General features: G+C 68.9%; 30 protein-coding genes and 3 pseudogenes. 18 read left to right on the top strand and 15 right to left on the bottom strand.

The genetic code is table 11. The features are described from left to right. Positions 1–58 precede the first annotated feature (58 nt). Positions 59–535 carry a TetR family transcriptional regulator C-terminal domain-containing protein gene (locus tag ITP53_RS05530; protein ID WP_195894199.1) on the bottom strand — a complete coding sequence of 159 codons (477 nt, stop codon included), beginning with the start codon at positions 533–535 and terminating at the stop codon, positions 59–61. A gap of 145 nt (positions 536–680) precedes the next feature. Between ITP53_RS05530 and ITP53_RS60960 the strand changes: the two are divergent. Further along, positions 681–935 (top strand): annotated as a pseudogene (locus ITP53_RS60960) (GNAT family N-acetyltransferase); the annotation flags it as partial. A 152-nt stretch (positions 936–1,087) separates the two neighbouring features. Here the strand turns inward: ITP53_RS60960 and ITP53_RS05540 are convergent. Genes ITP53_RS05540 through ITP53_RS05560 form a run of 5 tightly spaced genes read right to left on the bottom strand, consistent with a single transcriptional unit; the run spans position 1,088 to position 3,527 of the window. Continuing rightward, positions 1,088–1,588 carry a Dps family protein gene (locus tag ITP53_RS05540; protein WP_195894200.1) on the bottom strand — a complete coding sequence of 167 codons (501 nt, stop codon included), beginning with the start codon at positions 1,586–1,588 and terminating at the stop codon, positions 1,088–1,090. A 32-nt stretch (positions 1,589–1,620) separates the two neighbouring features. Next, positions 1,621–2,040, bottom strand: a complete 420-nt coding sequence (locus ITP53_RS05545) for a DUF5709 domain-containing protein (protein WP_195894201.1) — start codon at positions 2,038–2,040, stop codon at positions 1,621–1,623. Beyond that, a complete protein-coding gene (locus ITP53_RS05550; protein WP_236050482.1) occupies positions 2,037–2,360 on the bottom strand; it encodes a DUF6510 family protein in 324 nt (107 codons plus the stop codon). The genes ITP53_RS05545 and ITP53_RS05550 overlap by 4 nt, the downstream gene beginning before the upstream one ends. 9 nt (positions 2,361–2,369) lie before the next feature. Next, positions 2,370–2,909 carry an FAD-binding oxidoreductase gene (locus ITP53_RS05555; RefSeq protein WP_328814091.1) on the bottom strand — a complete coding sequence of 180 codons (540 nt, stop codon included), beginning with the start codon at positions 2,907–2,909 and terminating at the stop codon, positions 2,370–2,372. Between the two features lie 18 nt (positions 2,910–2,927). Next, on the bottom strand, positions 2,928–3,527 hold the full coding sequence (locus ITP53_RS05560) for a sulfite oxidase-like oxidoreductase (protein ID WP_195894203.1): 600 nt from the start codon (positions 3,525–3,527) through the stop codon (positions 2,928–2,930). Between the two features lie 151 nt (positions 3,528–3,678). Between ITP53_RS05560 and ITP53_RS05565 the strand changes: the two genes are divergently transcribed. Continuing rightward, positions 3,679–4,266: a uracil-DNA glycosylase family protein gene (locus tag ITP53_RS05565; RefSeq protein WP_195894204.1), complete on the top strand. Its 588-nt coding sequence runs from the start codon at positions 3,679–3,681 to the stop codon at positions 4,264–4,266. On the opposite strand, the gene ITP53_RS05570 is transcribed toward ITP53_RS05565, so the two are convergent. After that, positions 4,256–4,441 carry a hypothetical protein gene (locus ITP53_RS05570; RefSeq protein WP_195894205.1) on the bottom strand — a complete coding sequence of 62 codons (186 nt, stop codon included), beginning with the start codon at positions 4,439–4,441 and terminating at the stop codon, positions 4,256–4,258. The two genes, ITP53_RS05565 and ITP53_RS05570, sit on opposite strands and share 11 nt — an antisense overlap. A gap of 66 nt (positions 4,442–4,507) precedes the next feature. Here ITP53_RS05570 and ITP53_RS05575 point away from each other — a divergent pair, with 66 nt between their 5' ends. Both ITP53_RS05575 and pgl read left to right on the top strand, forming a co-directional pair. Next, complete coding sequence (locus tag ITP53_RS05575; protein WP_207755560.1) at positions 4,508–4,933, top strand: hypothetical protein; 426 nt, start codon at positions 4,508–4,510, stop codon at positions 4,931–4,933. Then, on the top strand, positions 4,891–5,478 hold the full coding sequence (pgl, locus tag ITP53_RS05580; protein WP_195894206.1) for a 6-phosphogluconolactonase: 588 nt from the start codon (positions 4,891–4,893) through the stop codon (positions 5,476–5,478). Before ITP53_RS05575 ends, pgl begins: the two co-directional genes overlap by 43 nt. 87 nt (positions 5,479–5,565) lie before the next feature. Here pgl and rpiA read toward each other — a convergent pair whose 3' ends face one another. Further along, positions 5,566–6,210 (bottom strand): ribose 5-phosphate isomerase A, encoded by a 645-nt coding sequence (rpiA, locus tag ITP53_RS05585; protein ID WP_195894207.1) that lies wholly within the window; start codon positions 6,208–6,210, stop codon positions 5,566–5,568. Positions 6,211–6,583: 373 nt separating this feature from the next. Between rpiA and ITP53_RS05590 the strand changes: the two genes are divergently transcribed. The 3 genes from ITP53_RS05590 (at position 6,584) to ITP53_RS60965 (ending at position 10,046) form a co-directional block, all read left to right on the top strand. After that, positions 6,584–7,006: a CBS domain-containing protein gene (locus tag ITP53_RS05590; protein ID WP_195894208.1), complete on the top strand. Its 423-nt coding sequence runs from the start codon at positions 6,584–6,586 to the stop codon at positions 7,004–7,006. A 448-nt stretch (positions 7,007–7,454) separates the two neighbouring features. Further along, on the top strand, positions 7,455–9,353 hold the full coding sequence (locus ITP53_RS05595; protein WP_195894209.1) for a hypothetical protein: 1,899 nt from the start codon (positions 7,455–7,457) through the stop codon (positions 9,351–9,353). A gap of 477 nt (positions 9,354–9,830) precedes the next feature. Continuing rightward, positions 9,831–10,046, top strand: a complete 216-nt coding sequence (locus tag ITP53_RS60965) for an Lsr2 family DNA-binding protein (protein ID WP_195894279.1) — start codon at positions 9,831–9,833, stop codon at positions 10,044–10,046. Positions 10,047–10,463: 417 nt separating this feature from the next. On the opposite strand, the gene ITP53_RS05605 is transcribed toward ITP53_RS60965, so the two are convergent. Together ITP53_RS05605 and ITP53_RS05610 are read right to left on the bottom strand one after the other, a co-directional pair. Next, positions 10,464–10,685, bottom strand: a complete 222-nt coding sequence (locus tag ITP53_RS05605) for a hypothetical protein (protein WP_195894210.1) — start codon at positions 10,683–10,685, stop codon at positions 10,464–10,466. Continuing rightward, complete coding sequence (locus tag ITP53_RS05610) at positions 10,682–11,353, bottom strand: RNA polymerase sigma factor (RefSeq protein WP_195894211.1); 672 nt, start codon at positions 11,351–11,353, stop codon at positions 10,682–10,684. Before ITP53_RS05610 ends, ITP53_RS05605 begins: the two co-directional genes overlap by 4 nt. Positions 11,354–11,429: 76 nt before the next feature. Between ITP53_RS05610 and ITP53_RS59070 the strand changes: the two genes are divergently transcribed. From ITP53_RS59070 to ITP53_RS57055, 7 genes are all read left to right on the top strand, one after another. Continuing rightward, positions 11,430–11,564 (top strand): hypothetical protein, encoded by a 135-nt coding sequence (locus ITP53_RS59070; RefSeq protein ID WP_268960941.1) that lies wholly within the window; start codon positions 11,430–11,432, stop codon positions 11,562–11,564. 2 nt (positions 11,565–11,566) lie between these two features. Then, on the top strand, positions 11,567–12,154 hold the full coding sequence (locus ITP53_RS05615; RefSeq protein WP_195894212.1) for a sugar phosphate isomerase/epimerase family protein: 588 nt from the start codon (positions 11,567–11,569) through the stop codon (positions 12,152–12,154). After that, positions 12,151–13,470: an MGH1-like glycoside hydrolase domain-containing protein gene (locus ITP53_RS05620; protein WP_207755561.1), complete on the top strand. Its 1,320-nt coding sequence runs from the start codon at positions 12,151–12,153 to the stop codon at positions 13,468–13,470. Before ITP53_RS05615 ends, ITP53_RS05620 begins: the two co-directional genes overlap by 4 nt. Before the next feature lie 242 nt (positions 13,471–13,712). Then, positions 13,713–13,889: a hypothetical protein gene (locus ITP53_RS05625; RefSeq protein ID WP_207755562.1), complete on the top strand. Its 177-nt coding sequence runs from the start codon at positions 13,713–13,715 to the stop codon at positions 13,887–13,889. Positions 13,890–14,616: 727 nt separating this feature from the next. Continuing rightward, the gene (locus ITP53_RS05630) at positions 14,617–15,243 is read left to right on the top strand and encodes a helix-turn-helix domain-containing protein (RefSeq protein WP_195894213.1); all 627 of its coding nucleotides are present in this window, start codon (positions 14,617–14,619) and stop codon (positions 15,241–15,243) included. 71 nt (positions 15,244–15,314) lie between these two features. Next, positions 15,315–16,157 (top strand): alpha/beta fold hydrolase, encoded by an 843-nt coding sequence (locus tag ITP53_RS05635; RefSeq protein ID WP_195894214.1) that lies wholly within the window; start codon positions 15,315–15,317, stop codon positions 16,155–16,157. A gap of 57 nt (positions 16,158–16,214) precedes the next feature. Next, the gene (locus tag ITP53_RS57055; protein ID WP_195894215.1) at positions 16,215–16,385 is read left to right on the top strand and encodes a carboxymuconolactone decarboxylase family protein; all 171 of its coding nucleotides are present in this window, start codon (positions 16,215–16,217) and stop codon (positions 16,383–16,385) included. 71 nt (positions 16,386–16,456) lie between these two features. Here the strand turns inward: ITP53_RS57055 and ITP53_RS05645 are convergent, their stop codons facing one another. The 3 genes from ITP53_RS05645 to ITP53_RS05655 form a co-directional block, all read right to left on the bottom strand. Continuing rightward, positions 16,457–16,651: a hypothetical protein gene (locus ITP53_RS05645; RefSeq protein WP_195894216.1), complete on the bottom strand. Its 195-nt coding sequence runs from the start codon at positions 16,649–16,651 to the stop codon at positions 16,457–16,459. Positions 16,652–16,655: 4 nt separating this feature from the next. Then, positions 16,656–17,333, bottom strand: a complete 678-nt coding sequence (locus tag ITP53_RS05650; protein ID WP_195894217.1) for a TetR/AcrR family transcriptional regulator — start codon at positions 17,331–17,333, stop codon at positions 16,656–16,658. A 167-nt stretch (positions 17,334–17,500) separates the two neighbouring features. After that, positions 17,501–18,337, bottom strand: a complete 837-nt coding sequence (locus tag ITP53_RS05655; protein WP_195894218.1) for an SDR family oxidoreductase — start codon at positions 18,335–18,337, stop codon at positions 17,501–17,503. 676 nt (positions 18,338–19,013) lie between these two features. On the opposite strand from ITP53_RS05655, the gene ITP53_RS59075 reads away from it, so the two are divergent. The 4 genes and pseudogenes from ITP53_RS59075 to ITP53_RS55835 form a co-directional block, all read left to right on the top strand. After that, entirely contained in the window at positions 19,014–19,442 is a 429-nt protein-coding gene (locus tag ITP53_RS59075; protein ID WP_268960942.1) for an ATP-binding cassette domain-containing protein, read from the top strand. Continuing rightward, positions 19,364–20,638: an ABC-F family ATP-binding cassette domain-containing protein gene (locus ITP53_RS05660; protein ID WP_328814092.1), complete on the top strand. Its 1,275-nt coding sequence runs from the start codon at positions 19,364–19,366 to the stop codon at positions 20,636–20,638. The genes ITP53_RS59075 and ITP53_RS05660 overlap by 79 nt, the downstream gene beginning before the upstream one ends. A 46-nt stretch (positions 20,639–20,684) precedes the next feature. Further along, positions 20,685–20,813: pseudogene (locus tag ITP53_RS61700) on the top strand (ATP-binding cassette domain-containing protein); the annotation flags it as partial. 181 nt (positions 20,814–20,994) lie between these two features. Beyond that, positions 20,995–21,369 (top strand): annotated as a pseudogene (locus ITP53_RS55835) (ATP-binding cassette domain-containing protein); the annotation flags it as partial. A 440-nt stretch (positions 21,370–21,809) separates the two neighbouring features. Here ITP53_RS55835 and ITP53_RS05670 read toward each other — a convergent pair. Then, the gene (locus ITP53_RS05670) at positions 21,810–22,430 is read right to left on the bottom strand and encodes a hypothetical protein (RefSeq protein WP_236050483.1); all 621 of its coding nucleotides are present in this window, start codon (positions 22,428–22,430) and stop codon (positions 21,810–21,812) included. Between the two features lie 132 nt (positions 22,431–22,562). Continuing rightward, on the bottom strand, positions 22,563–22,808 hold the full coding sequence (locus ITP53_RS05675; protein ID WP_195894220.1) for an LLM class oxidoreductase: 246 nt from the start codon (positions 22,806–22,808) through the stop codon (positions 22,563–22,565). Positions 22,809–23,105: the final 297 nt, after the last annotated feature.

Below are 23,105 nucleotides of genomic sequence, written 5' to 3' on the forward strand. Positions count from 1 at the left end.
GACATCAAGCCTATGGAGATCGCCCTCGACATGGCGCTTGACCACGTGAAGTCGTTCCTCACGGCGTGACGGCGTGTGCGCGGACGTAGCCGAGGGCTATGTCCAGGGCCACCTCCAACCGCCGCACGTCGCGGGTGGTGCGGGCGAGAAGCAGACCACCCTGTAGTGCGGCCATCAGGCCGGTCGCGAGCCTTTCAGGATCGGCATCCGCCGCGAGTTCGCCGCTGTCCCGAACCCGGGTGATGCCGCCTGCCAGGAGCGACTCCCATGCCGCGAAGCCCGCGCGAACCGCCGACCGTCCAGCTTCGTCGCCGTCGGCGAGCAGCTCAGCCAGGTCGCCCAGCGGACGGATCCCGTCGTCGCGCCTCTGCTCCAGGCGGACCACCTCGTCCCGCCATTGGACGAGGTCCCGTACCGAGTGCAGGTTGTTAAGCAATGGTTCCTGAATCGCGAGCAGCCTACCGAGCCTGGCTTCGACGGTCTCCCCTGTCGGACGCTCGTCGGCACGGCCGCCGTCCTGGCCATAAAGGTCCATAAGGTCCACTATAGGCAATGGCCAACCCGGGAAAATACATGATTATTGGACTATATAGTCCCTATTGAGTGATGTGAGTTCGATCATGAGCATGCATGAACCACGGGAGTCATTCGGGGAGAGCGCCGGGGCGACCGCGGACGGCATGGTGGTGGTAGTCGGTGACGTCCCGGCATCGGGGCGGTTCGAGGCACGTAACGGCGATGGTGAGCTTGTTGGGTACACCAGCTACCGACACAACGGAGGCGAGACGTTCCTGGTACGCACGGTGACCGAGCCGGCCTGGCGGGGACGTGGCGTGGCGACGGCCATGACTGTGGCGGTGCTCGACCTCCTCCGTGCGGCAGGTCGTTCAGTTATCCCGCGCTGCCCGTTCGTCCGTGATTTCCTCACACGACGCGACGAGCTGTGGGATCTGCTGCCCGAGCGGCACCGGCACATGATCAGACGGCGTTTCGGCCCGCCCAAGCCACAACGGACTGGGCGACGGTGCTGGGAGATGAGCGGGTGGCGAATGACCACCACCCCGGAGAGTGAGCAAGGCCGGGGTAATCAGGCCTGCTGGTGTTCGGCGCTGACCATCCACAGGTACTTCTCCAGGTCGTCGATGATGGCGTGCAGGAGGTCGGCGCTGGCCGGGTCGTCGGCTTCGATCTCGTCGTGCACCTGTCGCACCGTGGCCACGGTCGCGATGAGACGGTCGCCGACCAGTGCCACCACGTCCGTTGTGGATACTTCGCCGGCTGGGAACGTGGGCAGCGTCGTGGTCGCCGAGACGGTGTCCGAGCGACCGTCCGGGATGGCGCAGACAGCCCGCATGCGCTCGGCGATGGTGTCACTGGCCTCGCGGGCGGTGTCGACGATCTCGTCGAGTTGGTGGTGCAGATCGCGGAAGTTGGCGCCCACGAGGTTCCAGTGGGCCTGCTTTCCTTGCAGGTGCAGTTCGATCAGGTCGACGAGGATGGCTTGGAGGTTCCGCGCGAGCCGTTCGGGTCCGATGAAACGCAGGCCTTCGACGTCGTCACGGCGGGACGAGGTGGCAGTGCTGGTCATGGTGACGCCGTCTCCTTCGGTCTTGGGAGTGTTCATTCGGGGTCGTCACCGACGATGTGCACCGCCGCTTCCTCGGCGGATGCCGCGGAGCCGTCGATGCCGACGTCGCGTGCGTAGAGGTAGGCGTACGGGGTTTCCTCGTCGGCGCCCTCGACGAGACGTCCGGCACGGGTGATGCCGACCTCGTCGTCGAAGGGTTCGCCGTCGGTGTCGCTGGTGTCACCGATCCCGTCGCCCTCCTCGCGTAGGGCAACGTTCGGTATCTCCCTGGCAAGTCTGTCCGCCAGGGATTCGTGGCCGCCCGCTTCTCGGGCCGTGACACCCCAGTCGAAGACGGCGACGGGACGCTCCGGCGGCGAGTAGCCCTCGTCGAGCACGTCGGCGACCCCGCGGTCATCGAGGCTCTCCTTGGGCTCGAGCAGGCCGGAGTCGTTGTCGATGTCGTCTCTCACCGCGGGCTCCCGGCGGCGAGCGGAACCCGTACGGACAGTGCACCGCGCAGATCGAGCCATGCGTCGGTCGCGGTACGGACGAGGCGGGCGAGGACCGAGGTACAGCCGGGACAGCGAACCACGAGGCCGGCGCCGTCGTAGACGTGGGTCTCGGCGAACAGGCTGGCTCGGCCGCAGTGTGCGCAGGTCAGGACGGTGGTTGTGGCGTCGATGCCGAGTGCCTCGCCGAACGGGCCACCCGCGCCATTGCCATCGATATAGTCCCCGATGTGATCGTCGGCCATGTCGTAGATGCGGTCGCCGTTCGAGATCGTGCTCATCATCGTCCTTTACTCGGTCCGAAGCGTTCGGTCCGGATGGTGTCGGGGTTCTCTCCCTGAGCCAGGAGGAGCACGGAGACCATCTCCACGAAGCTGGCCGGGCCGCAGATGTAGGTGCGCGCGTCCATCCCTGGGCGGCCGAGCCGTCGCGAGGTCGTCCGGTCCGATCCGCCCCGCCGGGCGATTGGTGCCGAACGCCTTGCGCGTGAACAGGATCCTGATGTCCAGGCCGGGGCGGGATCGCAGCTCGGCGTCGTAGTAGATGTCGGCCGGGGTGCGTACGGAGTAGAGGAGCGTGAACGGTGGTGGGTGGGTGACGCGCGCCCGCTGCCGGACCATCGCCATGATCGGAACAATGCCCGAACCACCCGCGACGAGGAGGACCGGCATGCGTTCGGTGTCGCGCCAGGTGAACCAGCCACCGATCGGGCCGCGCATCTCGAGTTGGTCGCCGACTCGCAGTTCGTCGACGAGGTACGGGGAGACCTCGCCGTCAGGGATACGCTGCACCGTCAGATCGACGCGTTCGCCGTCGGCCGGGGAGGCGATGGAGTGATCGTCGCGGACTCAGTCATTGCTGTAGCGCTGCTCGCGCCATGGGTCGCCGTAGCTGTGGTAGCCGAGCTGCTCCCAGAAGCCGGGCTCCTCCTCGTTCAGGAGGTCGATGCCGGTGACCCACTTGGCCGATTTCCAGAAGTAGAGGTGCGGGACGAGCAGGCGCGCCGGACCGCCGTGCGAGCCGCTCAGGTCCTCGCCGTCGTACTTGTAGGCGATCCAGGCCCTCCCGTCGAGGAGGTCCTCGAGCGGCATGTTGGTGGTGTAGCCGCCGTAGGAGCGGACGAGCGCGAAGTCGGCGGCCGTCTCGACGTTCTCGAACAGCGTGTCCAGGGAGACGCCCTGCCACGTCGTGCCCAGCTTCGACCACCGCGTCACACAGTGGATGTCGACCGTGGGCTTCTCACTCGGCAGGGCGAGCAGCTCCCGCCACGACCAGCTGTACTTCGCGCCAGCTTCGTTGCTGATCGTGAACTGCCACGTGTCGAGATCGACACGCGGCGTCGGTCCGGCCTGCAGCACCGGGAAGTTCCTGGTCAGGTACTGGCCGGGAGGCAGGTCCGGAGTTACGCGTTCGCGGCGCCCGTGGAACCCCCTGCTGACGACATTCATCGACACCTCCTGAGTCGAAGCGCAGCATAGCTGAACTAAAAGGTCCACACAAAGGGTTCGATGCGCGGTCCCGAAGACGATGTAAAGAGGGCTGCCCGGTGAAGGTTAGGATGCCGTTGGCTGGACTTGATGGTCCATCGTGGAGGGAATCGTGAAAAACAGGCTCGACCGGATCCGGGCTGAGATCGTCGCGCATGACTCCAACGCCTGGGCGCGCGAACTCGGCTATGAGCCGATCTACTCCGTGGCGCCAGGCGCCCGGATCGCGCTCATCGGGCAGGCACCCGGTCGGAAGGCCCAGGAGAGTGGCGTACCGTGGAACGACGCCAGTGGTGTGAAGCTGCGGACCTGGCTGGGCGTTGACGACGAGCGGTTCTTCGATCCCAGCCTGTTCGCGATCCTCCCGATGGACTTCTACTATCCGGGCAAAGGCACGTCCGGCGACTTACCACCGCGCAAGAACTTCGCGGACCTCTGGCACAAGCGGATCCTCGCCGAGCTGGGGGATCTCGGCCTCACGATCCTGGTGGGCGGGTACGCCCAGAAGTACTACCTGGGTAATCGGATCAAGCCGAGCCTCACCGAGACTGTGCGCGCCTATGCCGAGTACCTGCCGTCGATGATCCCACTCGTGCACCCGTCACCGCTGAACTTCCGCTGGCAGGCCAAGAATCCCTGGTTCGAGGCTGAGGTCGTCCCCGCGTTGCGGTCGCTGGTGACCAAGGCGATCATCGCGTAGCCCAGTCCTTGGTGGTCGTTCGTCGTAGGAGACCCTGGATCCTGGCCGGGGTGACGGCGAGCCTGCCCCCGCATTGCGCCAACCGTCGCATCGCCGAGCTGGGCGGCACGGCCCGGCCGTCCAGCACCACCTCGGTCTGGCCGAGGGGCCCGATCCTGGGCCGCTCACTCAGCATCGACGCGCCTACCGTCCGCGACCGACGAGGAACACGGTCACGTGGTCCAATGCCATGGTCAATCCGATGGCCAGGACCTGGGGGTCGCGGGCGACGCCGAGACCGCACCCGCTTCGCGATTCCGATGCCTTCCGGTATGACATCGACGTCGCCGAGGTGGCGGAGGTGTGGCGTCGCGGGTCGGTGGTGGCTTCGTGGCTGGTCGATCTGCTGGCCGACGCGCTGGCCCAATCTCCGGAGCTTGCGAATTTCCGCGGGCGTGTCTCGGACTCCGGCGAAGGGCGCTGGACGCTGATCGCCGCGATTGAGGAGAGCGTACCCGCGCCCGTGATCGACGCGGCGCTGTTCGAGCGGTTCTGCTCGCGTGGGCTCGGCCGCTTCTCCGACGAGGCGCTGTCGGCGATGCGAGCCGAATTCGGTGGCCACGCGGAGAGAAGGACCGCCCCTGAATGCGCCACGACCTGCAGATCCTCGACGGCCCGGACGCCGTGACCGCTCGCGCCGCCGACGAGGTCGCGAATCTCGCCACCACTGCGGTCGTCGACCATGGGCGTTTCACCTTCGCAGTCAGCGGCGGCCACACGCCATGGCAGATGTTCGCCGCGCTCGTCACCCGCGACCTGCCCTGGCCGAACATCACCATCTTCCAGGCCGACGAGCGCGTCGCACCCGATGGCGATCCGGATCGAAACCTGACCCATCTGCGAGAAAGCCTCGGCGCGGTGGGCGCCGAGGTCGTACCCATGCCGGTGACCGACGCCGACCTGGAAGCCGCGGCACGACGATACGCCGAGCTGTTGCCGGCCCGATTCGATCTCGTCCATCTCGGCCTCGGCCCGGACGGTCACACCGCCTCTCTGGTCCCCGGCTACCCGGTGCTCACCGAGACCGACCGGCTGGTCGCGCTCACCCGGCCCTACCAGGGCCATCCGCGGATGACGCTCACCTATCCCGCACTCGCCCGCGCCGACCAGTTGCTACTGGCTCATCACCGGATCGAACAAGCGAACGCCGCTGCGCAAGCTACTGGCCGGTGATCCGTCGATCCCCGCCGGACGGGTGACGGCGGCGCGTTCGTACGTGCTCGCGGACAAGGACGCCGCGGGGCCGTGATGCGAGACGTGTCAGGGCCGCAGCGTTCGTCGCTCGACCGAATCACCGTGGCCGACCAGCACCTCCGTGACAAGCTCGGGAGGAAAAAGGCCGTGCCCGACGACGCCCGGTGTCGCCGACAGCCGTTCCGACAACCTTGCCGGGTTCCCCACGTCACCGTGATAGTCGGCGAGAATCCCACCATCCGGGCTCTTCGGCGCCTCGCGCACCAGGGCGGGCCCCAGCCTGCGCAGGGTGGCCGACAGGCCGAACTCCAGCAGCTCAAGCGGGATCGGAGCACGAATCACCTCGACGGGCTTTCGCGAATCACCGATCACCACGAACCGGCTCGCCGCCGCAGCAACGATCTTCTCCCGGGTGTGCGCTCCTCCGCCACCCTTAACCAACCAGCCGTCCGGGGCGATCTGATCCGCGCCGTCGATCGTCATGTCGAGATGGTCGACGATGTCGAACGGCCTGACGTCAAGACCCAGCTCCAAGGCCGCTCGCTTGGTGCGCGGCGACGTCGCGACACAACTGATCGACAATCTCCGCCGAGCCAGGGCCGGCAGCAGGTAACCGACCGTCGACCCGGTGCCCAGCCCGACGATCATGCCGTCTTCGACGAGTCCCGCCGCGGCCTCGGCGGAAAGCCGCTTCTCCCGCTCCACGTTCACCGGCTTCCTTCTCCCCGCATCCGGGGAATGAGAAACCCCAGGAGGGGTCATGCCCGAACGATCCTGTTGAGCGTGACTTCGTCAAGTCCGGCCTGCTGCTGCAGGGCTACCTGGACGGACGCGCCGGTTTGGGGCTCAGACAGGTCTTCCTACCGGCACCCCCTGGGTTACTACCGGCAGATGCTCCGTGCCGTTCCATCCGACACACCGGTGGTTTCCCAAGCCCGTAGGACGACAAGCGCTGTCCATGCTCCGGAACCGGTTATCGAAGGTGCAGGTCAAGGACCCGTCGAGCGAGGTTTCCCAGCTTGGCGGGCAGAGCACGGACAGCGAAAAGGGCCCGAAAAGGGCCCGGAGAGAAAGAAGATCGACTATGACGACAGCACGGGATGTCATGCACCGCGGTTGCGAGTGCCTGCGAATCAACGACAGCCTTGCCGAGGCCGCCCGGCGGATGGCCGAGTTGAATGTCGGCTCCTTGCCGGTCTGCGATGAGAACGGCCAGCTCAAGGGGATCATCACCGACCGCGACATCGTGGTGAAATGCACCGCAAAGGACAAGAACCCGGCCGAGGTCAAGGCTGGCGACCTCATCGAAGCCCCGGTGCGGTCCATCGACGCCAACGCCGACATCGACGAGGTCCTGCACCAGATGGCCGAGCACAAGATCCGCCGTATGCCGGTGCTGGAGAACAAGGAATTGGTCGGCATCATCAGCCAGGCCGACCTCGCGGCAAAGCTGCCCCAAGACAAGGTCGGCGAGTTGATGGAAGCCATCTCGGCCACCTCTCGCTGAAACAGCCACGACCCGCCCGGAATCGATGTTCGGCTACCGCGAGGCTGAGGAAACGACCACGGGAAGTGACTCCACCGAGCCAAGGGCCGACCAAACGAGTGATGTCGAGAGATGGGCGTCTGGCAGGTCTCTTCCCGGACACCCCTGTGCCGCCAGACGCCCACGTTTCCTTGCCTCAGGGGACCCTCCCCGATCAGGGTCCCTCCCAAGCCGGCGGAGCGGCTGCTGGGCGCGGTCGAGGCGATCTTTAGGATCTGGCCGAGGTGCGGTGTATTCGCCTTGACCCGATCGTCCCTCTTTGCAGGCCGTTGGAGTTTCCGGCGTACCTGATCGAGGAAGAGCTATGAGGGACGGCCGTACGGCCGCACACCAGTGGTGCCTCCCACGCCGGCGGCACCATCACGCACGTCAGGACGCCCCCCTCGTCCGCGAGGAGGGTAATGATCGCATGTTGCTGACCCGCGTCCTCACGACGTCAGCGACGCTGCTCCGCGGGGTGTTGCCCGACCCCCTGCGGAGCGCTTTCCCCTGCCCGCGGCGGCTCGCCACCTGCCCGGGAGGGTTCCATATCGACCTGCACCGCATCGGCGGGCCCGGTACGGAGAGCGCGGCCGAGCGGCTCGAGGACATGCTGCTCGAACAACCCGGAGTCGAGCGAGCGGAGGTCAACGGGCGTCTCGGCTGCGTTTTCGTGGGCTGCGATCCGGATGAGGTCGACCAGGACAAGCTGATGGCGATCGCCGCCGAACTCGACGAACAGGAGGAGCGGGCGCACCACACGCCGATCCGGCTGGCCGAGGAGCACGTACGCGCGACGATCCGGCTGGCCGCCGGCGTGACGGGGATCGGGCTGGTGTTCGCGGGCAGGGCGGCCAGGCTGCCGCGTCTCACCCCTGCCGTCCCCGCGCTGCTGCACCTGGCGGAATCCACGCCGATCCTGCGCGAGGAGCTGGACCGGCTCCTCGGCCGCCGCGCCACGAACGCCCTGTTCACCTCGGCGACCCTGATCACGCAGACGCTGACGCTGCGCCCGGTCGGGCTGCTCGCGCACGCGCTCGTGTCCGCCGGCCGCTACGTCGAGGCGCGAGCCGGCCGACAGGCCTGGGAGCTGCTGGAAGAGCGGCTCGCTCATCAGGCAGGCGCCTACCGGCACATCAGGACGGCGGCGCGGCTGCGGCCGTGCCCCCGGTCCCATGGCCCGATCGAGCGTTATGCGGACGTGGCGAGCCCGGCGGCGGCCGGCGGGTACGCCGTCACCAGGGTCGCCACGCGCAGCAAGCAGCGGGCTCTGGCCATCCTGATCTCAGCCACGCCAACGGTCGCAGCCATCAGTCGCGACGCCTTCGCGGGGGCGGTCAGCCGCGCGCTGGGGCAGCGCGGCTCCATCGTCTTCGAAACCGAAACGCTGCGCCACATGGACCGCGTCGACACGGTGATCCTCGATGCCGACAGCATCACAACCGGTTCGTGGACGATCGACCGGCTTGTGCCTCTCAGCACCGGCCTGGACACCGGCGAGCTCGGTGACCGGCTCTGCTCGCTGATCGACTTCGCCGATCCGTCCGGGACTTGGACCAGCGAGGACACGGTTGCCGAACCGCTCGCCGATCTGGACAAGCACCTCCCGGCGGAGGCTCCCGAGTGGCGAGCGCGAGGGTTGCTGCCGATCGGCGTGACCAGGGAAGGCCGCCTGGTCGCGGTCGCGGGACTGGCCCACGAGCTCGACCCCATGGCGGAGGCCGTCGTCGACACGGCCAAGGCGGCGACGACCGTGATGCTCGCGGGAGACGACGAAGGGCTCGCCCAGCGGCTCGCCATCGAGCGGCTGGTTCCCGGTGGTCCCGAACTCGGTGACGCGGTTGTCGAGCTGCAGTCCGAGGGGCACTGCGTCGTCGTGGTGTCACGAGAGTCCTGTCAGGGCCTGGTTCATGCGGACATCGGCGTCGGCGTGATGGACGAATCAGGGACCGTGCCCTGGGACGCCCACGTGGCCGGCGACCTGAGCGGCGCCCATCTGCTCCTGAGCTGCCTGCCCAGAGCCGTGCGCGTCAGCCGTAACGGCGCACGGCTCAGCGCTGCCGCGGCCGTCGTCGGCGGCCTGGTGGCGATCGCGGGCCCCGAGGCGACGTCGCTTCACCGAGGGCAGCTCGTGAATGCCGGCGCCTCGGTGATGGCCCTCATCCTGGGCGAGGGGGCCGGGCGCAGCGCCGGCCGCGTCCCGGTCCCCACCCTCGCCGACGCCAGGTCGGCCAAGGACGTCCTCGTCCGGCTGCACTCGTCCACCCACCGCATCGCGGAGGCCGAAGCCGTACAGCGCCGTGGTGTCGCGGGACAGGGTGGAGCCTGAAGGCCCGCACCCGCTCGCGTGCACGCGCCTGTAACCCCACGAGGGGTTCTCCTGGACCAGCCGCAGAATAGGCATGCGGATGGAGCGCACGGTGGGTGGACGCCCTAATACCTTCATGATTCAAGACACGCTCGCTGAGCCTGAATGGGCCGACGTGCTCACCGACGTGGACCGACCGGCGCGGCCTGACCCCGCTGTTCCACACCAACAGGACGCCGTACGGGACGGTGCAGTTGCGGCGCGATCGCCGCCTTGATCTGACCGGGCCGCCAGTGCCTGCGCAACAGAGCTGACGCGAGCCCGGTCGTACGCAGGACCAGGGGAAGACAAGCTGGCCTGCGGTGGCAAGGAGCCCTTGCATCATCCCGAGCACGGGAAATCACTCAGACGTGCCGCAGCCGTGAGCGTGCCTTGATGAGCCGCCGGGTAGCGGCCCCTCTTTCCGTCCGCTGGGAAAGGTGCCACGTGTCATGACCGCTGCCAAGGCGCCCGAGACAGCGCACGCAGACCACCGCCAGCCCGCTCGACGCACCGGCTGGCAGCCACCGTCGGCCCGCAAAGGGTCCGCCAGCCTGTGAGGGGGCTACCACGGCTCAGGTCCGTGCTTGGGCCAAACAACACGGCATCACGGTCCCCGCACGAGGAAGACTCAGCACGACCATCTGGGAGCAGTATCACGCCAGCCGGCAGTAGAGCACAGCGCCCCGCAGCCCCCAACGCAGACCGAGAGCACCACCCGTGCCCCCCGATAGCGCGGCGGCCGTGGGCACGGCCATCCACAGCCGAAATCCCGGCTTCCGGCCCCAGCGGCTGACCTGCCGTTCAGCTCGGCGACCGGGACGAGGTACGCCTGATCGTCTCCGGCGACTTCTACTACACCTTGTACGGCGACAACGTGCTCACCGCGCACGTCGAGCCCGCCGACATGGCGCGCATGCTGACCGCGTTCGTGGTCGATGTCGGTGAGGGCCGCGCCGCCATGGTGGATCGCATCAGCACCGTGGCGGCCGTCCGGCTCAAGTCCAAGGTCGGCGCGGCGGATTCGTCAGGCGGGCCTCCAACTGCGCCAGCGGCCCCCGTATGGCTTCGGGGCAGTCCGTCTGCGGACTTTCAGCCCGCCGGGCCGCTGATCGCGGCCAGGAGGCCCTCGAAGTCGTCCGAGCAGGGGCCGCACGCGCGCAGGTGCGCGGCGATGCCCGGGTAGCGCCGCTCGGCTCCGGCGTCCTGAGCCAGCAGCTCGACGTAGACATGGAGCATGGCCATCGCCTCCTCGCATCCCACGTCGCGAGGGTCGGTGCGGAGGAAGCGGTCCAGCTCAGCCCAGCCGTTCATGGTCGCCTCAACATGTCGTGGTCCATATAACCGTTCGCGGCGAGGGCGGCCCGGATCTTACGTCTGGCGTCGAACATCGTCTTGTAGATCGCGTTCCGGTTGGAGCCCAGCTCGAGGGCCAGGGCGTCCAGCGGAACCCCGGTCAGGACCAGCGCGACGAAGATCCGGCGTTGCCGTTCGGTCAGTTCTTCCTCCACGGCCCGGCGCAGCGCGGCGAGCAGATCGCGCCATTCCGACTCCCTGGCCGGGTCGAACCCGAACCGGTCGGGCAGCCGCTCCCAATCCTCGCCCTCGAGGCGTACCCCGGGATCACGCCAGAAATGCCGCCCGACCTTCGCCGACACCTCCAAGACGACGAACTTGTAGGCCCAGGTCGTGAACCGGCTCTCGCCGCGGAAGCCGCCGATCTTGGCGGTGATGGCCAGCAGCGCGTCGGACGCGGCCTGATGCGCCAGGTCGTCGAGCTCGGGGCCGGTGATGGCCAGCTGCGGGCTCCGCCTGTTCACCTCGCTCCTGGCGATCCGCAGGAGCAGCCCGTGCAACCGCTCGACGGCCGCCTGCCGCTCCGCCTCTGAGGCGCACAGCGCCCGCACCCACTCCTCCGACTCGGTGTCGAACGAGGCATGGGCGGCCGAGGTCGCGCCCCCCGCACGATGTGGCCTCGCCATATGGCCATGCTATCGACCTGCCGCATGTCGGCGAATTCGAAGGTAAGACTCTACGCGGTGACGACGCCAACACCATATGACCATCGGCGCGCACCCGGCGCGAGCGCTCATCAGCCATGTCATGCCCGTGGACCGGGCCGCCGAGGCATTCGATCTCCTCGACAAGCACCCATCCGAGGTTCTCCGGCTCGTCTTCGAATTCAAGGAGTAACAGTGAAGCTCGCCGTACAGGAGCAGCTTCTGCCTGGCCGTACCCTGCAGGAGAAGTTCGCGTTCGCGATGGACGCCGAGCTGGGCGGCATCGGAGTCATGACCCCGGCGTCCTGGGGCCAGTTCTCCCGGAGGCTGCCGCCGTTCGAGCCGCCGCGCACCCCCGAGGAGGACCGCGAGGTGCTGGCCGAGGCGCTCGGCATCCTCGGCGAGCACGCGCAGCGCAACGGCGTGCTCATCATGCTGGAGCCCCTCAACCGCTACGAGAACCACATGGTCAACACCCTGGCCGAGGCCGTCTCCTACTGCGCCATGGACTCCATCAGGGTCGTCGGCGACACGTACCACATGAACATCGAGGAGGACGACCCCTGCCGCTCCCTGATCGAGGCCGCCCCTTACATCGCCCACATACAGATCAGCGAGTCGAACAGGAACCAGCCCGGCACCGGCCACCTCGACTGGAGCGCCCAGCTGGCCACGCTCGACGCCGTCGGCTATGACGGCTACCTCGCTCTCGAGTGCCGCCTGCGCGGCGACCCCGAGATCGTGCTTCCCCAAACCGCTGCCTTCGTCAGGAAATATCTATGATTCTTCGCGACGCCGTGCGCGTTCTGGTGAACAACTGGGACGGCAACTACACGGTCCCTTCCCGTCGCCTCTACCCGCATCAGTGGAGCTGGGATTCCGCCTTCATCGCGATCGGCAACGCCCGCCTGTCACCGCGACGGGCCAGGACGGAGCTGCTGTCACTGTTCTGCGCCCAATGGCCGGATGGCAGGGTGCCGCACATCGTGTTCAACCCGAAGGTGCCGGAGGCCGCCTACTTCCCAGGACCACAGTTCTGGGGAGTACGGGCGCCGTCCGGATCGGCAACCTCCGGGATCGTGCAGCCGCCCGTGCACGCCCTGGCCGCGTGGAAGACGCACCTGGCCGAGCCCGATCCGGCGTTCCTGCGGCGTATCTACCCCCGGCTGGTGGCGCAGCAGGGCTTCTTGCGCACGCACCGGCGCTCCGCCAAGGGACTGATCTCGATCGTGCATCCCTGGGAGTCGGGCATGGACAACAGCCCGGCCTGGGATGAGCCGCTGCAGGCCGTGGAGCCGGGGCAGACCGGGCTCGTCCGCAAGGACCTCGACACCGTCAGCGCCGAAGAGCGGCCCACCGATTGCGACTACGCGCGCTACGTCGCCCTGGCCCTCGCCTACCGGGACTCGGGCTACCGCCTGCCCGGGGCGTTCCAGGTCGAGGACCCGCTGTTCAACGCCGCGTACGGGCTGGCCGAGCACACCCTCGCGGCGATCGCGCGGGAGCTCGGGCTCGACCCCGAGCCGCACGAGCGCGAGGCGTCCGCGACGACCCGGGCCCTGGTCGACCACCTCTTCGACGGCGCGCTCTTCCAGGCCCGCGACGTGCGCACCGGGCAGCTGATCGACTCCGCCAGCGCCGCCGGGCTCATGCCGCTGCTGCTGCCCGACCTGCCGGACAAGGTGGCCGACGCGCTGATCGACACCGCGCTCGACCGCTTCGCGCTCAAGGACGGCGTGCTGCCCGGCTACTCGCCGTTCGCGCCCGGCTTCGACCCCGCCCGCTACTGGCGCGGGCCGAGCTGGATCAACCTCGACTGGCTCGTCTGGCAGGGGCTCAAGAAGCGCCGCCCCGACCTCGCGGGACATCTCGCCAACGGCATACTCTGCGCCGCGGCGCGCGCGGGGCTACGCGAGTACTTCGACCCGTTCACGCTGCGCGGCCACGGCAGCCGCGACTTCAGCTGGTCAGCCGCTCTCGTCCTCGACGTCGTCGCTGAGCACGCCCTGCACAGCGTGCCGGCGTCCGGCCGCGAGATCGGTCAGAAGCTGAGGTGCTTCGGCGAAGCGGGCAACGTCAGTGATCACGTGCCGGCGTAGCAGCCCGACGCGCTCCCGCAGCAGGGCGATCGTCTCGTACGAGAGCCGCTCGCGGTCCCAGGCGTGCGCGAGGCCGCGCGGCACCCCGCCCATCTCGGCGCAACGCACGGTCAGCCCGTTGTGGTGGAACTCCTCGCCGGGCCGTACCTCGTCGGCGCCCCGAGTGTAGAAGGCCAGGTCGGCCAGTGTGCCCTGGGGGCGCAGCAGGCGCAGGCCCAGCGCCGGCGCCCGGCTCTGGCCACGTGCTGCGCAAGGACACGGATTCCGGTCGACTGGCGACCGGCCTCATGGCAGCGCTGCAGGGCGGATACCTCCTGGCGCAGACGGCCCACGACACCGGGCCCATGAGGATCGGGCTCGACATGGCGATCGACCACGTCAGGTCCTACGCCGTCACGGACGGGAGCGGCGGGGCCTGAGCGTGGGCACCCACGGCAAGAAACCCCGGGGTCGTGCCTCGCCCGGATCCCTCATCGGGGCGCCCGGACGGAGGCGCACCCTCTTCGACTTGGCTCGGCTCGGCGAGTTCCGAGGCGTGTAGGCTCGCACGAACTCGCTCATCGCGTAGTGGCCCGGCTCGTGCTCGGTGAGCAGGTGGACCTGCGCGAGGCCGCCAAAGCCCAGCTTGACGCTGGTCAGCGGCCAATGCACAAGCGGCACCGCGTCCTCGGCGTGAGATCGTCCGCCTCGACGCCACTCAACGCGCGCAAGAGCTCGGCGCACTCGGGGCCGAGCGCTTTGTAGGACCATGCGAGGGCGGAGCGGATGTCAAGGGCCGGTTCGCCCTCGTCCGCGAAGGTGTCGAGGAGACATGGCTTGGCCCGGATGCCGTCGGCTATGCGCTCCACAGTCAGGGACAGGCGGTAGGTTGCCTTCGCTCCGACGATCGACAGTGCCCGGGGGCAGACCCCCGCACAAGTCGATGACGTCGTCGGTCGCCGTCGGTTCCGCATTCGCGCGGGCCTGGCCGAACATGCGGACGAGGAATCGGCGGGACTCGTCTGCACTCAGTGGCGCTAGGGACACGGGTGTCCCTGATGCGTCATGAGCAGACCCGGCAGCCGGCTCCCAAGCCCTGTTTGGGGGAGAAGGGCAGACGTCAGCTAGCGTTACCACCGTTGACGTCGAATCCTGGTGGTGACGGTGATGGCGGCGGAGGAATCGAACTCCAGGGGCACGGCGGCGGCGCCGCGGCGCCGCCGTGACGCCGCAGCGACGCGGCAGGCGCTGCTGGAGGTGGCCCGCCAGCGGTTCGCTCGTGACCGCTTCGAGGCGGTCAGTGTCAGGGACATCGCCGCGGAGGTCGGCGTCAACGTCGCCCTGGTGTACCGCTACTTCGGGTCGAAGGCAGGGTTGTTCGCCACGGCGGCGGCGGACTCGGCGATGTTCGGGCGGTTGGACGTACCGGCCGAGGAACTGCCTGACCGGATGGCCGAGCTGCTGGCGTCCAGCGCGGCGCACTCGCCCGGCCTGGACGACCTGCTCACGGTCTGGCGGCTCATCGGGGAGACCTCCGATGAGGAGGGGCTGCCCGAGAAGGTGCGGGACTACGCCGAGAACAATGTCGTCGGGCCGTTCGCCACGGTCGCGGCCGGTGACGACCCGCGGCTGCGCGCGGAGCTGGCCGCCGCGCTTCTCGCTGGGATCAGGGTGCTGCGGTGGGCGTCTCCGCAGGGACGGCTGGCCACCGCGCCGCCCGAGCAGGTGGTCGAGTACGTCCGCCAGGGAGTGCGGGCACTGCTGCACGGCAGTGCCGGGGAAGGCAGTAAGTAAACGTATTTACTTACTAAACAGGGTGACGCTATCGTGCGAATGTAAACGTGTTTACTTGTATGGAGCCTGCCATGAAGACACAGCGCACGCACTACGTCACCACCACCGACGGCGTCACCATCGGCGGAACCGTGCACGGCCAGGGACGGCCACTGGTGTTCCTGCACGGGGGCATCGGCGACGGCGACATCGACTGGGACCGGCTGCTGGAGCACCTGACCGGCCGGTTCACCTGCCATCTGCCGAGCATGCGCGGCCGTGGCCTCAGCGGCGACCACCCCGACCTCAGCCCAGGTCGGCAGGTCGACGACGTCCTCGCCTACGTCGACAGCATCGGGGGGCCGACCGGACTGGTGGGCTGGTCCGCCGGCGCCAACCTGGCGCTCGGCGCGGCAGCGCGGTCCGACGCGGTGGACGCGGTGGTCCTCGTGGAGCCTCCGATGCGGGGCCTGATGGACGAGCGGGAGCAAGCGGTTATCGGCGACGCCGTCGCCCGGATGGGAGAACTGGCCGCCGAAGGCGACTTGACGGCTGCGGTCCGCGCGTTCGCAGGCGGGCCCTTCAACGACGAGGAGATGGCCGTGGCCGAGGAGGCCGGCTACTTCGAGGCCGCGGGCCGCTACGTCCCGCACCTGCTCAACATGCTCCAGCAAGTGGTGGCCTACGAAGGCCCCACCGCTGAGGATCCGGCCGTGCTCGGCGCGATCTCCGCTCCGGTGCTGGTGTTGCACGGATCCGACACCATGCCCTTCTACCACGCCAGCGCGCGGCACGTGGCCGACCACATCCTCAACGCACGGGTGCGCGAGATCCCCAGCGCCGGGCACGCCGCCCCGCTCACCCATCCCGAGACACTCGCCAAGACATTTGCCGAGTTCTTCGTAGCTGCGCGGCCGTCTGGGCTTGTTTCATAAGCGGGTTCCGTTGCAGGTCCACCCCCGACTCGGTCCAGCGGCAGGCCAAGAAAGACGGTGTCAGCGCGGGCCATCAAAATCCACGGAGGGTACGCCCTCAACGCCGGCGCCACCGAGGACGACCTGAAGGAGATCGTCTACCTCACCACGATCCCCGGCGGCTTCCCCCGCGCCATCCAGGCGTCGCAGGCGGTGGAGGAACTCCTCGCCTCCCGCCGACCAGACTGAGTCCTACCGGTGAGATGGTGGCCTAAGTGGTCGCGGGCAGACAGGCGGGCATCTCGTGCACGTCGTCGGCTCTAGGAACGAGTATCCGTTCGTACGGTCGCCCAGGTGAGCAGCGCGGTGACGGCCATGAGTGCGGCCGCAACCATGGGTAGCGCTCCCGCGCCGTACAGTTCCAGCCCGGCGGCGCCCACGGCTCCCGACAGCGAGACGGCGACGTAGGTTCGAGCGGCCACCGACTGCCTCAAAGGCTCGGGCAGGCCGTTCACTTGGTCATTCCTCCTCAAGGGGCCGATCGGATTTGTCCGGCGTGCCGGCTCCCCGGACCGCGTGTGCCTGTCCGTCTCGGCACACGACCACCTGGTCGAGCGCCAAAGAGGCGAGGACGATCTCCCGCGCCGCGCGGACCGTGGCCGCGAAGGCGTCCGGGTCCCGGCCGATGCGTTCGGCGCCCGCGCGCATGACACCGGACAGCAGCTCCACCGCGAGGTGCACGTCTCCGACGTCGTGGAACTCTCCGCGCGCGATGCCGGCCCGGACGACGTTCTCCACCTCCACCACGATCGCGTGGAACGGGCTGTCCGGCCCCTTCGGCAGATCGGAGCCCGGCCGGAACATCAGCTGCATGATCTGGTCCGTGAATGCCTCCAGAACCGCCACGACGATCTCCCGCATCCGCTCCGCGGCCGGGTTCGCGGACCGCGCGGCGATCGCGGCCACACGCTCGACCGCGGGCCGGCCCGCCCGCTGGGTCAGCGCCAGGACCAGCGCGCTCTTGTCGCGGGCGTAGTTGTACAGCGTGTTGCGCGCGAGCCCGGCCCGGGCCGCGATGTGGCCCATGTTGATCGAGTCGTAGTCGCGCTCGAGCAGCAGCTGCCGCATCGCCTCGGCGAGGTCGGCCCACACCATCTCGTGGTGCTCCTCGATGCTGGCTCCCCGGATCCGCGGCATCCGATCATCCTCTCCCATCGCGGTTTCCCTCTCGTCCCCGGTCCGCCTCCTGCCCCGCGCGTGACTACCTCTCGCCCCGCACGGCGGCCGTCCGCCTCCCGCCCCGCTTCACCTCCCGCTCAGCGCGGGGGCCGGGCGCCGGGCCGCCCGGCGCCTGAGCCGGTGGGTTACGCAGTGGCTCCCTTCGGGTAGTGGCGGCGCAGGTTGGCGGCGATGACGCGGTCGAGCGTGCGGTCGGACAGCATCCGAGCCAGGCGGATGATCAGGGCGGCATCCCGGCCGATGGTGTAGCGGGTGCGCGGCTTACGGGTCGTCACGGCCTTCGCGATGACCCGGGCGGCGGCATCGGCGGTCACGCCCGATGCGGTGCCCGAGGCCATCAGCGTGTTGATCGCCTGGACCAGGCTGCCGTAGCGCTCGTCCTGCTCCGGCGTCATCTGGGCGGCCAGTTGGTTCGCCGTCGCGATCCCGCGGGCGGCCATCTCCGTGCGGACGCCGCCGGGCTCTACCACGACCACCTGTACGCCCAGCGGTGCGACCTCCCGGCGAAGCGAGTCGCTGACCGCCTCCAGGGCGAACTTCGCGCCGGCGTACGCGCCGTAGGTGGGCATGGCGGCCTTGCCGCCGACCGAGCTGATGTTGATCACGCGACCCTTGCTGCGCAGCAGCGCGGGTAGGAGCGCCTGAGTGACGGCGATGTGACCGAACAGGTTGACTTCGAACACCCACCGCCACTGCGCCATCGGCAGGGCTTCGACCGGGGCGTTCACCTGGATGCCGGCGTTGTTGACGAGCGCGTGCAGCGCGCGCGGGTCGCCGGCGACCCGCGTCGCGAGCGCCTCCACCTGCTCGGACTTGGTGATGTCGAGGATGACCGGCTCGATCCCGGTCGATCGGATGGCGTCGGCGTCACGGTCGCGTCGCACGCCGGCCAGGACGTGGAATCCCCGTCGAGCCAGTTCGCGGGCGGCTGACGCGCCCATGCCCGTGGAGGCTCCGCTCATACGAAACACGCCGAATTCCGTGATTGCCCTCGTGGACGTCCTTGGCGATGCGGGCCAGGGCGTAGGCGTCGGCTTTGTTGTCGTTTTTGATGGTGACGCGCCGACGTCGTTCGATTTCAGCCATGACCGCTTTCTTGTCGGCGGTGCCCCCCATCGCGATGCAGTACGAAATCGAAGTAGAGGAATGTCTTTCTAGGATTCTCCCCTCCTCCACAGGAAAACGATGAAAATCTCTCCTGGTTCCCGGGTCGCCGGGAACCACCGGCCGCAGGAATTGTGACCCCGAGTTCGAGAGCCGGCTGTACGAACCCGGCTTGCCGGTACGTCGGCATCAGGACCGAGACCCGCGCGCGGTTCAGGGCCGGGGCGCGGGGCGGCGACGGCAGGTAGCCGCTGATACCGCAGCTCACAGTGGAGATGGCAGGTCGCACGAGATCGCCCTTGCCGCCGGACGGCAGTGGGCGGCTATAGTGAAGAACGCTCGTGTACGACAGTTCGAGGAGACCAGACGTGGCAGGTGACGACGACATCTCCGGGTGATACCGGAGGTTGATCGGCCCCGGCAGGCGCATGTGACCGCCGCCGATGTGGCCCTGGTCGTCGTTCCCTCAATCCCTGTCTCCTTTGCCGGGCGGCGTAAGCGCTGTCCGGATCACGTACGTACGAGGTCACTCGCATGTCCAATGCGTCTATCATCTGCTCCAACCTGTCCTTTTCCTGGCCTGACGACACGCCCGTCTTCAGCGACCTCTCCTTCACCGTGGGCGCGGGCCGTACCGGCCTGGTCGCCCCGAACGGCGCGGGCAAGAGCACGCTGCTCAAGCTGATCGCCGGCGAATACCGGCCCGGCGGCGGCGGCGTGTCCGTCAACGGCGTGCTCGGCTACCTGCCGCAGAGCCTGCCGCTGGTCGGCGACCTGACCGTGGCCGAGGTCCTGGGCATCGCGCCCGTGATCGCCGCGCTGGACGCCATCGAGTCGGGCGACGCGAGCGAGGAGCACTTACCACGATCGGCAACGACTGGGACATCGAGGAGCGCACCCGTGCCCAGCTCGACCGGCTCGACCTCGGCGACCTCGCGCTCGACCGCACGACGGGCACGCTGAGCGGCGGCCAGGTCATCTCGCTCGGCCTGGCCACGCAGCTCCTCATGCGGCCCGACGTGCTGCTGCTCGACGAGCCGACGAACAACCTCGACCTCGGCGCGCGCCGCAGGCTGCACACCGTGCTCAGCGACTGGAACGGCTGCCTGCTCGTGGTCAGCCACGACCGGGCCCTGCTCGACCGCATGGACCGCATCGCCGAGCTGGACCGGGGTGAGATGCGCTACTACGGGGGCGACTTCACGGCGTATGAGGAGGCCGTACGCACCGAGCAGGAGGCCGCCGAGCGGACCGTGCGCAGCGCCGAGCAGGAGCTCAAGCGCGAGAAGCGGGAGCTGCAGCAGGCCCGCGAGCGCGCCGAACGCCGGGCGAGCAACGCCGCCCGCAACCTCAAGAACGCCGGCCTGCCGCGCATCTTCGCCGGGAACATGAAGCGCGGCGCCCAGGAGTCGGCCGGGCGGGCGGGCCAGACGCATGCCGCCCGCGTCAGCGACGCCAAAACCCGGCTCGACGAGGCGGGACGCGCGGTGCGCGACGAGCAGAAGATCGTCCTGCACCTGCCCGGGACCAACGTGCCCGCCGGGCGCACGGTCTTCCACGGCGAACACCTGCGGGCCCGCGGCCTGTTCGCCGAACCCGGCCTCGACCTGACGGTCCGCGGGCCCGAGCGCATCGCGCTGACCGGCCCCAACGGCGCAGGCAAGTCCACCCTGCTGCGCCTGGTCAGCGGCGAGCTGGAGCCCGACGGCGGCACGATCAGGCGGGCCGACGGCCGGGTTGCCTACCTGTCGCAGCGGCTGGACCTGCTCGACGTCGAGCGCACCGTGGCCGAGAACCTGGCCGCCTTCGCGCCGGGCATGCTCGAAGCCGAGCGGATGAACCTGCTGGCCCGCTTCCTGTTCCGGGGCGCGCGGGCGCACCTGCCGATCGGCGTGCTGTCGGGCGGCGAGCGGCTGCGCGCCACGCTGGCCTGCGTGTTGTGCGCGGAGCCGGCACCCCAGCTCCTGCTGCTCGACGAGCCCACGAACAACCTCGACCTGGTCAGCGTGGGGCAGCTCGAAAGCGCGCTCAGCGCGTACGAGGGGGCGTTCGTGGTGGTCAGCCACGACGAGCGATTCCTGGCGGAGATCAAGGTGGAGCGCCGGCTGGAGTTGTCCGGCGGGCGGCTGCTGGAGACCGGGGGGCCCGCCGGTGAATGACGCGCTGCTGGCCCGCGATCTCGTACGGACGCTGGGCACGCGGCGCGTGCTCGACGGCGTCTCGTTCACCGCCGCGCCCGGCCACCGGATCGGGCTGATCGGCGAGAACGGCGCGGGCAAGACCACCCTGCTGCGGCTGCTGGCCGGGGTGGACGAGCCAGACTCCGGCACCGTCGCACGACCCGCCGACCTGGGCTTCCTGCACCAGGAGATACCGTTCGGCGGCGGGGTCACGATCGCGGACGTGGTCGGCGACGCGCTGCGCGAGGCGCGTACGGACCTGGCCGAGCTCGACCGGCTCACCCGCGCGCTGGCCGAGGCCCCGCACGACGCCGCGCTGCTCGACGCGTACGGGTGTCGGGCTGCTGACCCAGGACACCGTGTTCGAGCGGCCGGACCGGACGGTGCGGGAGACGTACGAGGTGGCGCTCGGTACGGAGCGCGCCGAGTCCGTGCCGTTGCGCTCGCTCGGCCTGATCAGCCCGCGTGACGTGGACCTGCGGGTGGGAGAGCTGTCGGTCGGCCAGCGCCGCCGGCTCGCCCTGGCGCTACTGGTGGCCGACCCACCCGAGCTGCTCCTGCTGGACGAGCCCACCAACCACCTCTCGCCCCGCCTCTCCGACGAGCTGGAGGTGGCCCTGGGCGCCGAGAGACCCGGCGCACTCGTGATCGCCAGCCACGACCGCTGGCTGCGCTCACGCTGGAAGGGCCGATACATCCGGCTGCCATGAGAGCTCAGTGGCACAACCCCCGCTCAGGGCCGGGTGGGCGGCCGGCCGTCCGATCGCGGGTTGACTGGACCCTCGGGTCCGGTTAGCCTGAACGGACCCCGCCCACGGAATCCGGCTGCGACACACGCACGGCCCCAAGCCGGCCCGGCAGCCTCTGGCCGGCGCCGCCGAGTCGTTCCGGCGGCTTGGTGCCACGACCCCAAGCTGAACATCAGCACGCGTGCCGCGCTACGCGACGCCTTGGGCAAAACATCCGACCACCACGAGGCCACCGTTACACCCGCACCCGGACACCAGGCCCTCCGGGCGGGCGCCGCCTGAACGGCCCGCTCAGCATCCCGGATGCTCTGCGCGAATACCGGAACCCGCGGGCAATCAGTACCAGCATCGCCCAGGCGCACCTCTACGGGAACAGTCGAATGACTCAATGTCAGGGACCGTCAACCTTGGCGGTCCGACGCGGACGAGTCCAGTTCGGCTGCTCGGCGGAGGTCCTTGGGGCGGCCTATGGCGCGGCGCATCTGGATCAGGTCTTTTCGGGAGACGTAGTGAACTTCCAGGCCGCCCGGGTCGACTGCGGTGATCGCGCGGTCGAGGAACTCTCGGACTTGAAGGATTCCCCAGGGGAGCGCCGGGGTGCAGCAGTCGCCGCTGGCTCCGGGTGAGGTGAACTGCACTTTGGGGCGGAGAAAGGAATCCGGGTGAATTGCTACGGATTTGCCCGTTTCGTCGGTAAGTCGGGCGTTGACGGAGGTGAAGGCGGCCGCCAGGGCTGGGGCGTGGGCCGGGGCGCCGTCCCAGAGCAGGTCTAGATCGCCGGTCAGTTCGGTGGATCCATGCATGATGCCGGCGACCTGCCCGATCACTACGACCCGAACGCCGTTGTGGTGGAAGGCTTCGAGCAGAGGGAACGGGTCGAACCCGAGGGCATCGTCCGTGTCGATCGTGCCGACGTCGTCGTCGGCGTCCTCGTGGCCCAGGCCGGTGGCCGCCCGGTTCAGGGCCAGTTCACGGGTGCGTCGTACGGCGGTGCGGAGTCGTTCCAGCGGTTCGTCGATCATCTGATTCATGCAACACCGACCGCACTCCTGGCGCACTCGAATTTCTCAGGGTCTGGCCGGGGCGGTCAGGTCGGGGGCATGACGCCCTTGCCGGCGAGGGCTTCGGCCAGGCGGTGGGATTCACCCACGACGTCAGGAGCCGTCCGAGGACAGGTCGAATTCCTCCGCCACGAGAGCGTACGAGCGCTCGCGCGCAAGGAAGTCGTGGATCATCGTGGTGAGCATCAACTCGTCCGCCTGGGTGCGCCGTTGCAGGTCTGTGAGGCCGGCGCGAATCGTGTCGGGGGCTCCGTGGATGACCGCGGTGAGCCACGTGTCGACGAAGCTCTGCTCGTCTGGCGTGTAGCGATATTGCGCCGCCGTGTCCGCGGCGGGCACGGCGGCTTCTGTGCTGGGAGCTTGCCACTTGGTGTAACTGGACCATAGAGTCCGGATGGCGTCGCAGTGTCGTCGTCCAGCGCGTCTCAAGCTGTCCCCTGCCGCCGAGCGCGTCGGCAACGCAGTCCGTCCGGGCCACAACGCAGAAAAGGGGGGAATTGCTGTGGAGACCAGTCCGCCGCCGGCAGATCCGGAAGGGCCGTTCCAGCGCGCCGACGCACGCCGCAATCACGAACGCGTCTTCGCGGCCGCGTTGGAGGTCTTTCGGGAGTTCGGCTTGCAGGGCACGGTGCCTCA

Source organism: Nonomuraea cypriaca (genome assembly GCF_015645445.1).
GTDB lineage: Bacteria > Actinomycetota > Actinomycetes > Streptosporangiales > Streptosporangiaceae > Nonomuraea > Nonomuraea cypriaca.

Bases quoted from the DNA above. Each gene is read 5' to 3' on its own strand.
- ITP53_RS05530 (WP_195894199.1), bottom strand. From the start codon at position 535: ATGGACCTTTATGGCCAGGACGGCGGCCGTGCCGACGAGCGTCCGACA.
- ITP53_RS05540 (WP_195894200.1), bottom strand. From the start codon at position 1,588: ATGACCAGCACTGCCACCTCGTCCCGCCGTGACGACGTCGAAGGCCTG.
- ITP53_RS05550 (WP_236050482.1), bottom strand. From the start codon at position 2,360: ATGAGCACGATCTCGAACGGCGACCGCATCTACGACATGGCCGACGAT.
- ITP53_RS05560 (WP_195894203.1), bottom strand. From the start codon at position 3,527: ATGAATGTCGTCAGCAGGGGGTTCCACGGGCGCCGCGAACGCGTAACT.
- ITP53_RS05570 (WP_195894205.1), bottom strand. From the start codon at position 4,441: ATGCTGAGTGAGCGGCCCAGGATCGGGCCCCTCGGCCAGACCGAGGTG.
- ITP53_RS05575 (WP_207755560.1), top strand. From the start codon at position 4,508: ATGGCCAGGACCTGGGGGTCGCGGGCGACGCCGAGACCGCACCCGCTT.
- pgl (WP_195894206.1), top strand. From the start codon at position 4,891: ATGCGCCACGACCTGCAGATCCTCGACGGCCCGGACGCCGTGACCGCT.
- ITP53_RS05590 (WP_195894208.1), top strand. From the start codon at position 6,584: ATGACGACAGCACGGGATGTCATGCACCGCGGTTGCGAGTGCCTGCGA.
- ITP53_RS05595 (WP_195894209.1), top strand. From the start codon at position 7,455: ATGTTGCTGACCCGCGTCCTCACGACGTCAGCGACGCTGCTCCGCGGG.
- ITP53_RS05605 (WP_195894210.1), bottom strand. From the start codon at position 10,685: ATGAACGGCTGGGCTGAGCTGGACCGCTTCCTCCGCACCGACCCTCGC.
- ITP53_RS05610 (WP_195894211.1), bottom strand. From the start codon at position 11,353: ATGGCGAGGCCACATCGTGCGGGGGGCGCGACCTCGGCCGCCCATGCC.
- ITP53_RS59070 (WP_268960941.1), top strand. From the start codon at position 11,430: ATGACCATCGGCGCGCACCCGGCGCGAGCGCTCATCAGCCATGTCATG.
- ITP53_RS05620 (WP_207755561.1), top strand. From the start codon at position 12,151: ATGATTCTTCGCGACGCCGTGCGCGTTCTGGTGAACAACTGGGACGGC.
- ITP53_RS05630 (WP_195894213.1), top strand. From the start codon at position 14,617: ATGGCGGCGGAGGAATCGAACTCCAGGGGCACGGCGGCGGCGCCGCGG.
- ITP53_RS05635 (WP_195894214.1), top strand. From the start codon at position 15,315: ATGAAGACACAGCGCACGCACTACGTCACCACCACCGACGGCGTCACC.
- ITP53_RS05650 (WP_195894217.1), bottom strand. From the start codon at position 17,333: ATGCCGCGGATCCGGGGAGCCAGCATCGAGGAGCACCACGAGATGGTG.
- ITP53_RS05655 (WP_195894218.1), bottom strand. From the start codon at position 18,337: ATGAGCGGAGCCTCCACGGGCATGGGCGCGTCAGCCGCCCGCGAACTG.
- ITP53_RS59075 (WP_268960942.1), top strand. From the start codon at position 19,014: ATGTCCAATGCGTCTATCATCTGCTCCAACCTGTCCTTTTCCTGGCCT.
- ITP53_RS05670 (WP_236050483.1), bottom strand. From the start codon at position 22,430: ATGATCGACGAACCGCTGGAACGACTCCGCACCGCCGTACGACGCACC.